This is a genomic window from Plasticicumulans acidivorans (assembly GCF_003182095.1).
In the GTDB taxonomy this organism is placed as follows: domain Bacteria; phylum Pseudomonadota; class Gammaproteobacteria; order Competibacterales; family Competibacteraceae; genus Plasticicumulans; species Plasticicumulans acidivorans.
Map to the genome: position 1 here is coordinate 24,799 of NZ_QGTJ01000006.1, position 12,668 is coordinate 37,466.

The window sequence follows — 12,668 nt, forward strand, 5'->3', positions numbered from 1 at the left end:
GCGGCTCAGAAGCCTTCCATGCCGGGCGGCGCCTTCGACCAGGGGTAGCCGGCCTTGGCCATGCGATAGCCCAGAGCGTAGAGCTCGTTCATGTAGACCGGGTCGAAGGCTTCTTTGAGCGGCGCGTCGAAGCTGTCCGGTATGTAGGCGAGGTTGTAGTCGAGGCCGTCGCGCTTGGCGCTGATGTACATCCGGTACATGTCGCCAAAGCCCTGCGTGCGGATCAGCGACGACACCGAGCGCCCGGCGATCTCCGGCAGCCAGGGCTCGACGCCCTGCCAGTCGGCCTGCAGCTTGGCGTTGCGGATGATGTAGGCGTGCGGCGCGCCGGGGACTTTCAGCGCCTGCGTGATCTTCTTCCAGTCCAGACCCACCGGGTAGAGGAACACCTGCGTCGCGGTGCCGCCGTCGACGTGCATTTCATCGTAGGTCTGGCCGTTCGCCGTCACCGGGATGTAGACCGGCGGGAACACGCCGGGGATCGAGGCCGAGGCCAGCATGACGTTGCGGATCAGCTCGATCGCCCCCGGCTGGCCGCTGGCGGCGATGGCGCCGATGTTCCAGATCACCGGCCGGGCGACGTCGAGATTGACGGTGCCGATGAACAGCCGCCGGCCGCCGTTGTGGGCCGCGGCGATTTCCTCGACCACCTCCGGCGTGACGTAGGAGGCGATCTTGGCGCGCAGCAGGCGGGTGTCGGCGAGCGATTCACCGAAGATCGCCGAGATGTACGGATGACGCTCGATCAGGTCCTTGGTGGCGTTCTGCGTGTAGACCTCTTTGAGCACGTAGTCGTACTTCGGACCGAGGAAGGCGAACGGCGCACTCAGCGCGCCGGTGCTGATGCCGGTGACGATGTTGAACGCGGGGCGCGTGCCGGCATCGCTCCAGCCGTTGAGCAGGCCGGCGCCGAAGGCACCGTCCGGGCCGCCGCCGGAGATCGCCAGGTAGTTGTGCGGCTTGGCGTAGGAGGCGGCGAAGGTCTTGCGCAGCTCCTCGGGGCTCAGCCTGGCCACGATCGGAATCCAGGCCGGCGTCTCGTCGCCCCAGATGCGGGCGTTGGCGATGCCCGGTATTTCGGCCATGGCGGTCATGTCTTTGGGGACCGGGTGGCGCAGTGCCTGGCTGGCGCAGCCCGCCAGCACAACGAGCAGCACGGCGGCGGAGGCGCGGCAGAGCCGGGCGGCATCGCGCACGCGGCGCGACAGCGGATTCAGCGGATCGGGCATGGTGGAGCGGACTCCTGGGCAGGGGCGGACGGGACCGCGCGGCGAAGTGTAGGCAGGCCGCATGTCAGCTGCTGTCACCGCTTCGCGAAGCGCGTTCGTCTGTCCCCGGCTGCCGCTGTCGGCGCGGTATCGCGCGCTTAAGCGGCAGAGGGCCACAGCGGCCACGGCCCGATGGCGTGGCCGCTGCGGCAGGGGCTCAGCGCCGCGGCTTATTCGAAGTACGCGTCTTCGAGCAGCATGTCCTCATAGAACGCGCCAAACGTGCCGGCGGCGTTGCGGATGTGGATTTCGAGCACCCAGAGCTGGCGTGCGGGCGTGAACTCGACCTCGGCCAGTGGCCCGTGGTGAATCGCCGCGTGCGGAAAATCGGCGATGCGATGCCCGGACAGATCCATGTTCAACGTCCAGCCGCGCTGCTCGGCAGCGGCTACGGCAAAGGCGTACAGCGCCCTGCCGCTGGCCTGCGTCGCCAGCCAGTGGCGGCGGGTCTCATGGAAGATGTCGCGGGCATCGCGGGCGCAGCGGGCAAGCTCGGCATTGCTGCCGGTGGTGAAGGTGTCGCCGCCGTCGCCTTCCCACTGCTGCCAGGTCGGGCCGATATCGATCAGGAAGATATCGTCGTCGCCGAGCACGACGCCCGGTTCCGAGGGCGCGCCGAAGGTCTTGGTGGTGTTGCGGCCGAAACGCACGTAGACGTCGTGCCAGCCGCGCAGCATGCCTTTGTCGGCGAGGAGATCCTTGGCCATGTCGACGGCGTCTTCCTCGATCATGCCCGGGCGCACGGCGGCGGCGATCTGCTGAATCGCTTCGCGCGTCAGGGCACGCACGAACATCATTTTCTCTGTATCGAAATGCGGTCCGACCGCTTCCAGTTCAGCTTGTTGGGAAAGTACTGCGGACATATCAACGCTCCAGTGTCAGTCGAGGCGGGAAAAAGGCAGGGACGGCCGAGGCTCAGCCGTCCGCGCCGGGAATCGTCAGCTGCAGGCCGTCGAGCGCGGCATCGAGCGCGATCTGGCAGGCCAGTCGGTCGAGGGCGCCGCTGGCGGGCAGGGCGCGCAGCAGGCGCTGCTCGCTGCGTGCGGGGGCGGGTAGCCGCTGGAACTGGTCCGCGCTCAGGCGGATGCGGCAGGTGCCGCAGGACTGCTGGCCGCCGCACACGCCGATCAGCAGCCGCTCGGCCCGCAGCGCCGTCATCAGCGAACCACTGGCGGCGAGCGCCAGCGCGGTACGGCTGCCGTCGGCGCGCCGGACCTCGATGCGCACCGGCGCGGCCTGGCTGGGGGCCGGCGCCGGTTCCGAGGGTTCGAACGGGTCGGCATGAAAGCGCGCCGGGTCGAGGCCGCAGTGCGTGCACAGCTGCTGCAGGGCGCTGCGCACCATCACCGGCGCGCCGCAGGCGTAGACCGTGCCCGCCCGCAGGTCGCGGTGATCGCGCATGGCGATCTCCTGCACGAAGCCGCGTTCGCCCGGCCAGTGCGCGGACGGCTGGCTCAATACCGGCACGTAGTGAAAGCGCGGTGCGCGGCGGGCCAGCGCCCGCAGTTGATCGTGCAGATACAGGTCCTGCTCGCTGACGCCGCCCCAGTACAGCCACAGCGGTGCGCCCGGCTGCGGCAGCTGCGCTTCGAGCAGGGCTTTGAGCGGCGCCAGGCCGGTGCCGGTGGCGAGCATCAGCACCGGCGCGTCGGCGGCGGTGGCGGGTTGCCAGACGCATTCGCCGAACGGGCCGATGGCTTCGAGGCGGCTGCCGGGACGCAGCGTGCCCTGCGTCAGCAGCGTCGAGAAACGGCCGCCGGCATGCAGTCGCACATGCAGTTCGAAAGTGCCGTCGTCGCGGCAGGCGCCGGCGTAGGAATACGAGCGGCGGCTGCCGTCCGCCAGCATCAGGCTGAGGAACTGACCTTCGGCGAAGCGGGCGCGGGCTGGCGGCTGCGCCTGCAGCACGAGGCGCCTGACCTGCGCGGACAGGGCTTCGATATGGCGGATTTCGACCGCGAACGGCGCGGTGGCGGGACTCGACATGGCTGGCTTCGACTCACGGGGCTTATCGGTCCGCGACAGGCTATGAGCCGGATGGACCCTTGAAACGGTCCAGATACGTAAATCTGACTGGTCCAGTTGCCGGCTGCCCGGGCCCGCCGTAGGCTGGCGCCATGCGCAGAGACTGGAACCTCAGCATCGACATCGACCGCCGTGCGCCGCTGGCACTGAGCCAGCAGATCGCGCAGGCCATCATCGAAAAGATCCGCCTCGGGCTGCTGCGGCCGGGGGAGGCCCTGCCCGGCACGCGCGAGCTGGCCGCGCGGCTCGCGCTCAACCGCAAGACCGTGGTCACCGCCTATGACGAGCTGGCCGCGCAGGGCTGGCTGCTGGCGCAGGGCAAGCGCGGCACCTTCGTATCGCCGCAGCTGCCGGCGCCCGCCCGCGCGGCGACGCCCGCCGAGCGCGACGTCGAGGCCGGCCTGCCGGCGGCCGATTACGCCGTATACGGCACGCCGTGGACGCCGGCGGACACCGCCGGCCGCGAGCTGATCGAATTCAGCGACGGCGTGCCCGACAGCCGCATCGTGGCCTTCGATGCCCTGTCGTCGGCCTTTCGCCGCGCACTGATCGAGACCGTGCGCGGCAACCTGCTCGGCTACGGCGACCCGCGCGGGCTGCTGGCGCTGCGCGAGCGCATCGCCGCCATGCTGCGCCACGAGCGCGGTCTGCATGCCGACGCGCAGACGCTGTGCCTGGTGCGCGGCAGCCAGATGGGGATCTATCTGGCGGCCCGCGTGCTGGTGCAGCCGGGCGACGTGGTCGCCATCGAGCGTCTGAGTTATCCGCCGGCGCGCGCGGCCTTCGAGGCCTGCGGCGCGCGGGTGGTGGCGATCGAGCAGGACGCCGCCGGGCTGCTGCCCGAGGCGCTGGAGCAGCTGTGCCGCCGGCAGCGGCTGCGGGCGATCTACCTGACGCCGCATCATCAGTTCCCGACCACCGTCACCCTGCCGGCCGACCGCCGCCTGCGCCTGCTGGCGCTGGCCGAGCAGTTCGGCTTCGTCATCGTCGAGGACGACTACGATCACGAATTCCACTTTGCCGGCACGCCGCTGCTGCCGATGGCCAGCATCGACCGCTGCGGCAAGGTGATGTACGTCGGCTCGCTGTCGAAGGTGCTGGCACCGGGCCTGCGGGTCGGCTACGTGGTGGCGCCGGAGCCGGTGATCGCGCGCCTCGCCGGCGCGGTGATGCAGATCGACCGGCAGGGCAACGCCGTCACCGAGCGCGCCGTGGTCGAGCTGTTCGACAGCGGCGAGCTGGCCCGCCACATCCGCCGCGCGCGGCGCATCTACGCGCAGCGCCGGCAGCTGACGATGCACTGGCTGCGTGAACAGCTGGCCGGGGCGCTGAGCTTTCGCGAGCCCGACGGCGGTCTGGCGCTGTGGCTGCAGCTGGCGCCGGCGCTCGACGTCGCCCGCCTGCAGCGCGACGCGCTCGCGGAGCACGTCGGGATCCTGCCGGGCAGTACCTTTCGTGACGATGGCGCTGCGGTCAACGCCCTGCGCCTGGGTTACGGCGGGCTGGACGAACGCGAGTTGCTGCGCGGGCTGCAGGGGCTGCAGCGGGCGATCCTGCGCCAGCGCCCGGCCGGCGCCTGAGGCGGGCGCGGCCTCAGCGCGGGGCGGTTGCCTGCTGCGCCGGCCCTTTCAGCTCCACGGTATTGCCCTGCGGATCATGCAGATAGATCGACGGTCCGTAGCCCTCGGCGCCGTAGCGCTGCTCGGTCGGCCCGGCGGCGATGCCGTGGCTGGCGAGGTGGGCGCGGATCGCGGCCTCGTCGAAGGGGTCGACGCGCAGGCAGAAGTGATCGAGGTTGCCGCCACTGACCGCGGGCGGCGGGCCGCCGGCGCGACCGAGCGGGCGGTCGAGCGGCACCAGATCGATCAGCGCCTCGCCGGCGCGCAGCTGGATCAGGCCGAGCGTGTCCTCGCGGCGCTCGACCGGGCAGCCGAGCACGTCGACGTAGAAATGCAGCATCGCCGTCAGGTCGACGACGCGCAGCACCAGGTGGTCGAGACGGCGGATCGGGATCATCGGGCGCACCGTGTCAGCTGGCGTACTTCACCGTGCAACCGTAGGGGCGGGTCAGCGGCTTGTCGACCGGCTTGCCGTCGAGCACCGCCTGCACGGCGTTGCGCAGATACGGTTCGGCCCTGTCGACGTCGGCGCCGCGGGTCGAGGCGATGCTGTCGATGCCGCCCATGTAGCGCAGCGTGCCGTTGCGGTGGCCGGCATCGCCGGGATTCTTCCAGTAGCTGTGCCAGTGCGGCGCCAGGCGTTGGCGCAGGCCGAAGTACAGGGCCTGGCCGGGGGCGACGCGGTCGTGGTCGGCGACCAGCGTCACCGTCGCCCGCGGGCTGCGCCGCGCCGCGCGCTCAGCGGCTTGCGCTGTTCCGCACGCGCAGACCAGTAAAGCGATGAATGGCAGTCACGGCGTGCGGCGGGCGGGGGACATGCGCGAACTCCGCGTGCAGGCGGGGATGACCTGAACTGCGATCGCGGTGGAGCGCCTGAGTTCGCCCGCGGGTCGGCGTTTTGCGCGCGCTGGCCAGCAGATGCAGCGTCGATGCCCAGACGATCAGCGTCGCCCAGCACAGCGGCCGGTAGCCGTCGAACTGCTGGAAGCTGACCGAAAACAGCGTCAGCGCGACGAAGGCGCCGCTGCCGGCGCGGGCGATGCGCCGCCGCTGCGCATCGGCGGCGTCGAATTCGCGCGCCAGCGCCGCCAGTGGCACCAGCATGGCGACGAAGTAATGCGACTCCGAAATCGGCGGGATCAGCAGCATCCAGCACACCGCCGCACCGGCCAGCAGCGGTGCATCACCGGCGGCCATGCGCCGGGCGCGCAGTGCCATCGCCAGCAGCATCGCCAGCGCGCTGGCGATCAGCAGTGCCTGCACGCCGCGGCCGTCGGTGCGCCACAGCAGGAGCAGCGACTGCAGTGACTGGTTGCGCGGCTTGCGCGCATCGAGCAGCTGGTCGAACAGCGGGTTGTCCTGCCGCGCCTGATTGCTGAGCAGCGCCGGCTGCGCCATCAGCTGGCTCCATTCGCGCAGGTCATCGAGATTGTGCTGCCAGCCGCGCACCAGCCCCGGCAGCAGCAGGCCGCCGAGCAGCAGCACCAGCAGCACGGCGGCCAGCGCGCGCCACTGCCGGCGCCAGGCGAACCACAGCAGCAGCGTCGCCGGAAACACCTTGAGCAGGATCGCGCCGCCGAGGCTCGCGCCGGCGCGCCACGGCTGGCCGCGCAGCTCGCAGCACACCGCGGCGACGACCAGCCACACCATCAGCTCGGAAGCCTGCCCGCGCATGATGCCCGACAGCCACCACGGCAGTACGGCAAACGCCAGCCACAGCGTGCGCTCGGGCCGGCGGCCGCCGTCGCTGGCGAGCGCGGCGGCGAGCTGCAGGGCGCGGCCGCTGACCAGCAGCGCCAGCAGAAACCACAGCAGCGCACCCCAGGCCACCGGGATGCGCGCCAGCGGCGCCATCAACACCGCGAGCGGCGGTGGATAGACGTAGTTCCAGCCGCGGGCATTGTGCGCGGCGTAGAGATCGCTGCCGTCGAGCACGGCCTGCGCGGCGGCACGGTAGACGGTGAAATCGGTGTGCTCGACCTGGGAGAACGCCGCGCGAAAGATCGTGGTGGCGGCCAGCGCGGCGAGCAGCGTCAGCAGCAGCAGGTAGGCCGCGCGCTGCGGCCAGGGGGCATGAAAAGGACGATCGGACATGGGGGTGAATCCGCTCGGTTGGAAATGATGGTCCGTAAGCTCCATGAAAGCTTGCGGCCCTAGCCTTACTGCCGAATTAATGATCGCCCGTAGCGGTGGTGTGAATACATCGGGCTGTCGAAAGAAACGGCATTTTACCGGAATTGCGGTTTCGATGCGGTTCAGGCGCCGGGTCGTATTGCTGGCGCACTCAAATTTTGTAAATCGTTATTTCATTTTTGTTTGAATTCATTTCGTTACATTCCATTGAATTTTTCTGAATGAATCCGTCTGTCACGGATTCGGTGAGGCGGGCGCTCTGGTAATGACCACGGCCGTCGCCTGCACCGAAGGCGGGCCGGATCATTCACCGTCTCGGTGGTGCTGCGATGCGCGCTGTTTCGATCAAAGCGGATTCACCCGCACGGCATCGTCCGGTGGCGGCTGGCCGACAGGCCGCGCTGCTGCGCGTCGCCCGGCGTTATCTGGCCGTGCTGCTGCCCGGCAGCCTGCTGCTGTATTTCCTGTCGACGCTGGCGGTGCGGCCGCTGCGCGTGCCCGACGAGGGGCGCTATCCGGAAATCGCCCGCGAAATGCTGCTCAACGGCGACTTCATCACGCCGCATCTCAACGGCGTGCCGTTCCTCGACAAGCCGCCGCTGTTCTACTGGCTGCAGACCTTGGCCTACCGCCTGTTCGGCATCGATCTATGGTCGATCCGGCTGATGCCGGCGCTGTTCGGCATCGCCGGCTGCCTGCTGGTCTATTACGCCGGGCGGCGCTGCTTCGGCCGGCGCGCTGCACTGCTCAGCGTCCTGGTGCTGGCGACCAGCCCGTTTTATTTCATCGCCAGTCAATTTGCGAATCTCGATCTGGAAGTCGCGGTATTGATCGAGGCGGCCTTATTCGCCTTTCTGCTGGCCTGGCGCGAGCCTGCCGCGTCGCGCGCGCGTTTCGTGTTTCTGCTGCTGGCGTATCTGGCCTGTGGTTTCGGTGTGCTCGCCAAGGGACTGATCGGCTTGGTATTGCCATTCATGGTCGTCGGCACCTGGTTAATCCTGATGCGGCGCTGGCGCGATATTCCGGCATTTAAACCGCTGTCGGGATTATTGCTGATTGCCGTGATTTGCCTGCCGTGGTTTTACGCGGTGCAGCAGGCGAATCCCTGGTTTTTCGATTTCTTTTTCATTTATCAGCAATTCGATCGTTTCGTCGGCCATGATTTCAACAGTCACCAGCCTTTATGGTTCTATCTGCCGGTGCTGGCCGCCGGCCTGTTTCCGTGGAGTCTGCTGCTGCCGCACGCCGTGCAGGCCGCCTGGCGCGAGTTGCGGCAGGGCGGCGAGTCGCGACCGGTGCTGCTGCTGTTGCTGCTGTGGCCGGCGCTGATCGTGCTGTTTTTCTCGCTGCCGGCTTCGAAGGTCGTCGGTTATGTGCTGCCGGCACTGCCGGCGCTGGCGCTGCTGCTCGGCCATCGCCTCGATCGCTGGCTGCGGGAAGGTCCGCAGGGCGAGCTGCGCTGGCGCTCGCTGGCGGCCTTCGCGCTGGTGATGGCGCTGGCGGCGCTGGCGCTGCTGTGGGCAGTGCCGGGACTGGCGGCACGCTACGGTCGACCGCAGCTGCTGGTGGAGCTGCGCGGGCTGGCAGTGTGGCTGGCGGCGCTGGCGCTGCTGGCCGGCTGGGCGCGGCGCTGGGCACCGCTGCGCGGCGTCGCGCTGCTGGCGCTGGCGGGCATGAGTTTCTGCCTGAGTGCGGTGCTGCTCAGCCCGGCCTTCGACGAGCAGTCGACACAGGCGCTGGCGCAGATCCTGCGCCAGCAGGCCGGTGCGCAGGATCGTATCGTCGTCTATGGCGATTACCCGCAGGATCTGCCGCTGTATCTCGACCGCCGCCAGCCGCTGACCGTCGTCGCCGACTGGACGCGCGCGGCGCGCAGCGGCGGTGACAACTGGCGGCGCGAACTGTACTTCGGCCGCGAGCATGCTCCCGAGTCGGCGGCCTGGCTGCTGTCAGCCGAGCAGTTCGCGGCGCTGCCGCCGGCGCCCGGCCAGCTCTACCTGCTGTTCACGCCGGCGGTGCGCGATGAACTCGGTCAGCGTTACCTGCTGCAGTACCTCGGCGCCGCCGGTCATCTGCAGCTGGCCCGGGTGCTCGGACCGGCGCCGGCTCACGAGGCGTCGTCGTCGCTGTCGCAGTAGCGCCAGCCCTGGCGGCCGGAGCGCTTGACCGCATACATCGCAGCGTCGGCGCGCGTCAGCAGGGTCTCGGGGTCGCGGGCGTGATCGGGGTAGAGGGCGATGCCGATGCTGCAGCCGATGCGGACCTTGCGCCGGCTCAGCTGCACCGGCTCGGCGAGCGTTTCGATGATGCGTTCGGCGATCATCGCGGCGCTGCCCGGCCCGGCGATGTCACGCAGGATCACCGCGAACTCGTCACCGCCGAGGCGGGCGACGGTATCGGCCGCCCGTGAGCACTGCAGCAGGCGTTCGGCGACGCTTTTCAGCAGGCGGTCGCCATCGGCATGACCGCCGTTGTCGTTGACCGCCTTGAAGCCGTCGAGATCGAGATACAGCAGCGCGCAGCGCTGGCGGTCACGCGATGCGGCCGCCAGCGTGCGCTCCAGGCGGTCGAAGAACAGGGTGCGGTTCGGCAGCCCGGTCAGCTGGTCGAAGTGGGCGAGGCGGTCGAGGCGCGCATGCAGCAGGCGGCGCTCGCTGATGTCGCGGCTGATGCCCATCAGCGCCAGCGGCCGGCCGTGCAGGTCGCGGATCAGGTTGAGGCTGGTCTCGGTCCACAGGCCGTGGCCGTCGGCGCTGCGCATTTCCAGCTCGCAGCCGCCCGCCAGCGTCGCCGGCAGTGCCGCATCGCCGATCGCCGCCAGGTAGTCGCGCACGCGCGCCGCCGATTCCGGGCAGAACAGCTGCTCGGGCGTGGCACCGTTCAGCGCTTGCGGCGTGTAGCCGCTGCAGCGCAGCAGCGAGGGGCTGAAGTAGCTCAGCGCGGCGTCGGCGAGCTCCAGCGTCCAGATCATGTCGGTGGCGTGCTCGGCGAGCAGGCGGTAGCGGCTCTCGCTTTCCAGCAGGCGGGCCTGCGCGGTTTCGAGGGCGTGGTTCTGCCGTCGCAGCCGGCGGTTGAGCCGGTGCAGCCAGATGCTGAACAGGCCGGCGGCGAGCAGCAGCAGCGCCAGCCCGGTCGCCGCGCGCGGCAGCCATGCCGGCAGCTGCGGGTGCGGCTGGTAGAGCAGGCCCTCGATACTGGCGCCGCGCGGCAGCAGGCCGAGCTCGGCGTAGGTGTCGGCGATGTGGCGCCAGCGGCCGGGATGGCTGTAACCGAGCTCGACCAGATCGTCGCGGATCAGTGCCTGCATCTGCTGCGCCTCGAAGGCGAGCTGCGCGCGGCTGTGGCGCTGGCTGTACTGGCTGAGGATCAGCTCGATGATCTCGTCGGGATGCCTGAGCGCATAGTCCCAGCCGCGCAGGCTGGCGGCGCGAAACGCGCGCACCCGCTGCGGATGCAGGGTGATCTGCTGCTCGCTGGTGAACAGATTGTCGCCGTAGAAATCGATGCCGGCGCTGCGTGGCGTGAAGGTCAGGTAACGGAAGCCGGCCTGGTCGAGAAAAAACGGCTCGTCGGTGAGGTAGACCGACATCGCATCGACGCGGCCGTCGATCAGGTCCTGGGCGTCGAAGTGATGCGGCAGGTAGTGCAGGCTGGCCGGGTCGACGCCTTCCCGGCGCAGGTAGGCGAGCAGTTCATCGGCGTGCGCTTCGAGCATCAGCGTGCGCCCGGCCAGGCTGTGGATCGAGTCGGTGGGGCTGTCTTCACGCATCACCAGCGCCAGCGCCGAGTGCTGAAAGACGTTGGCGAGGACCACGACCGGCTTGCCGGCATACCGCGACAGCAGCAGCGCGCTGGTGCCGACGCCGAAATCGGCGCTGCCGTCGAGCACCTGCTGCACCGGGTCGGTGTCGGGCTGCGCTTCGAGCAGCTGCACGTCGAGTCCGGCGTCGCGGTAGTAGCCCTGCGCGATCGCGGCGTAGTAGCCGGCGAACTGGAACTGGTGCTTCCACTTCAGCTGCAGCGTGACCCGCTCGGGGGTGCTGACCTGCGCAGCGCCGGCCGCGGCGTCGCCGATCGGCAGCCACCACCACAGCAGCGCGAAGCCATAAACCAGCGCCCGTCCCAGTCGAGTCAGCATGAGTGCAAGTGCCGCGCCTGCCGGCGCCCGAAAGCGGCCGGCCGAAGGGTTGATCAAACGAACGGTGAGGCCCTGCCGCGCCGGTGTGCCCGCGCGCGGCAGGTTGCGCCATCGTATCAGCGGGTGTTGCCGGCCAGCAGCGCTTTGCGCCGGCGGCCTTCGGCATCGGCGATCTTCAGGGCGGCGAGCACGCGCGCCGGTGAGACTTCGGCCGGCTCGTTGTGGATCGTCTCGCCGGGAGCGCAGGCGGCGTTCGCGGCGATCAGCAGCTTGGCGTCGTCGACCTCGCTGAGGCCGATGTCGGCGAGCGTCACCGGCAGACCGACCGCCAGGCAGAAGTCGTAGACCGTATCGATCATCGCCGGCTTCTTGTCGGCGAGGAACATCAGGCCCTGCACCCCGATCGCCACTTTTTCGCCGTGCCAGGCGTGGTGGGTTTCGGCGAGCGCGGTCAGGCCGTTGTGGATCGCGTGCGCCGCCGCCAGGCCGCCGCTCTCGAAGCCGAGGCCCGACAGCAGCGTGTTGGCCTCGACGATGTGGTCGAGCGCCGGCGTCACCACCCCCTGTTCGGCGCTGAGCTTGGCCAGCGTGCCGTATTCGAGCAGGGTTTCGTGGCACAGCCGGGCCAGCGCGTAGGCGGTCATCGGTCCCATGCGCCCGGTCATGTTGAAGCCGCGCTTGGCGTGGCAGTCCTCGGCCTCGAACCAGGTCGAGAACGCATCGCCCATGCCCGAAACCAGCAGGCGCACCGGCGCGCGCACGATCACGGCGGTGTCGACCAGCACGGTATCCGGGTTGTGCGGCAGTACCAGATAGCGCTTGAAGCTGCCGTCCGGCTGATAGATCACCGACAGCGCACTGCACGGCGCGTCGGTGGAGGCGAGCGTCGGCGCGATCAGCATGCGCACGCCGAGCGTGTAGGCCACCGCCTTGGCGGTATCGAGGGTCTTGCCACCGCCGACGCCGACGATCACGTCGGTACGCTCGTGGCGGGCGATCACGCACAGACGCTCGATTTCCTCGTCGGAGCATTCGCCGCCGAAGCGCGCTTCGACCACCGGCAGCGTATCGCCGATGCCGGCGCGCAGGGTGTCGTGCAGATGGTCGAGCACGAAGCCGTCGCCGATCAGCAACGCCTTGTTGCCGAGGCGCTTGGCTTCTTCACCGAGTACGCCGAGAGCGTTTTCGCCCTGGACATAGCGGCCCGGGAATATCGCAGTCGTGAGCATGGGGTTTGTCTCCCGCTGAGCACCCGTTGGTGTCGGTTTGAAGCCTAGCCCCGGCCGGCCGGGGCTGCCGCCCGTTCGACCGCACTGGCTTTTATCTGCAAGGAAAGCTGGACAGGCGCTCGGCGCGGCGGCGTGTCGCCGCCGGCGCCACTGCCCGTGACCTGTTCATGATTACGGGATGTTCATTTAATCAATAAGTTATTGATATTTTTTAATGAACTGCAGGGCTGCACGATGGGCAGTTCGCGGTCTTTAT

Annotated in this window: 10 protein-coding genes; 2 read left to right on the forward strand and 8 right to left on the reverse strand. The window is 69.2% G+C overall.

What is annotated here, in order from left to right:
* Positions 1 to 5: 5 nt before the first annotated feature.
* The 3 genes from C7443_RS11160 to C7443_RS11170 form a co-directional block, all read right to left on the reverse strand.
* On the reverse strand, positions 6 to 1,229 hold the full coding sequence (locus tag C7443_RS11160; protein WP_110018695.1) for a patatin-like phospholipase family protein: 1,224 nt from the start codon (positions 1,227 to 1,229) through the stop codon (positions 6 to 8).
* Between the two features lie 209 nt (positions 1,230 to 1,438).
* On the reverse strand, positions 1,439 to 2,131 hold the full coding sequence (locus C7443_RS11165; RefSeq protein ID WP_110018696.1) for a M24 family metallopeptidase: 693 nt from the start codon (positions 2,129 to 2,131) through the stop codon (positions 1,439 to 1,441).
* A gap of 52 nt (positions 2,132 to 2,183) precedes the next feature.
* Positions 2,184 to 3,254 carry an FAD-binding oxidoreductase gene (locus C7443_RS11170; RefSeq protein ID WP_110018697.1) on the reverse strand — a complete coding sequence of 357 codons (1,071 nt, stop codon included), beginning with the start codon at positions 3,252 to 3,254 and terminating at the stop codon, positions 2,184 to 2,186.
* Between the two features lie 131 nt (positions 3,255 to 3,385).
* Between C7443_RS11170 and pdxR the strand changes: the two genes are divergently transcribed.
* Positions 3,386 to 4,873 (forward strand): MocR-like pyridoxine biosynthesis transcription factor PdxR, encoded by a 1,488-nt coding sequence (pdxR, locus tag C7443_RS11175; protein ID WP_110018698.1) that lies wholly within the window; start codon positions 3,386 to 3,388, stop codon positions 4,871 to 4,873.
* A gap of 13 nt (positions 4,874 to 4,886) precedes the next feature.
* Here pdxR and C7443_RS11180 read toward each other — a convergent pair whose 3' ends face one another.
* From C7443_RS11180 to C7443_RS11190, 3 genes are read right to left on the reverse strand one after another with little or no spacing between them, the layout of a single operon-like run.
* The gene (locus C7443_RS11180; RefSeq protein WP_110018699.1) at positions 4,887 to 5,309 is read right to left on the reverse strand and encodes a VOC family protein; all 423 of its coding nucleotides are present in this window, start codon (positions 5,307 to 5,309) and stop codon (positions 4,887 to 4,889) included.
* A gap of 13 nt (positions 5,310 to 5,322) precedes the next feature.
* Positions 5,323 to 5,619 (reverse strand): thioredoxin domain-containing protein, encoded by a 297-nt coding sequence (locus C7443_RS11185; protein WP_110018700.1) that lies wholly within the window; start codon positions 5,617 to 5,619, stop codon positions 5,323 to 5,325.
* Positions 5,620 to 5,650: 31 nt separating this feature from the next.
* Positions 5,651 to 7,006, reverse strand: coding sequence for a glycosyltransferase family 87 protein (locus C7443_RS11190; RefSeq protein ID WP_170123588.1), 1,356 nt, complete (start codon positions 7,004 to 7,006; stop codon positions 5,651 to 5,653).
* A 368-nt stretch (positions 7,007 to 7,374) separates the two neighbouring features.
* On the opposite strand from C7443_RS11190, the gene C7443_RS11195 reads away from it, so the two are divergent.
* Positions 7,375 to 9,183, forward strand: a complete 1,809-nt coding sequence (locus C7443_RS11195; protein ID WP_110018702.1) for a glycosyltransferase family 39 protein — start codon at positions 7,375 to 7,377, stop codon at positions 9,181 to 9,183.
* On the opposite strand, the gene C7443_RS11200 is transcribed toward C7443_RS11195, so the two are convergent.
* Complete coding sequence (locus tag C7443_RS11200; protein WP_110018703.1) at positions 9,153 to 11,183, reverse strand: diguanylate cyclase domain-containing protein; 2,031 nt, start codon at positions 11,181 to 11,183, stop codon at positions 9,153 to 9,155. The two genes, C7443_RS11195 and C7443_RS11200, sit on opposite strands and share 31 nt — an antisense overlap.
* Positions 11,184 to 11,299: 116 nt before the next feature.
* Positions 11,300 to 12,412, reverse strand: coding sequence for a glycerol dehydrogenase (locus C7443_RS11205; RefSeq protein ID WP_110018704.1), 1,113 nt, complete (start codon positions 12,410 to 12,412; stop codon positions 11,300 to 11,302).
* Between the last annotated feature and the right edge of the window lie 256 nt (positions 12,413 to 12,668).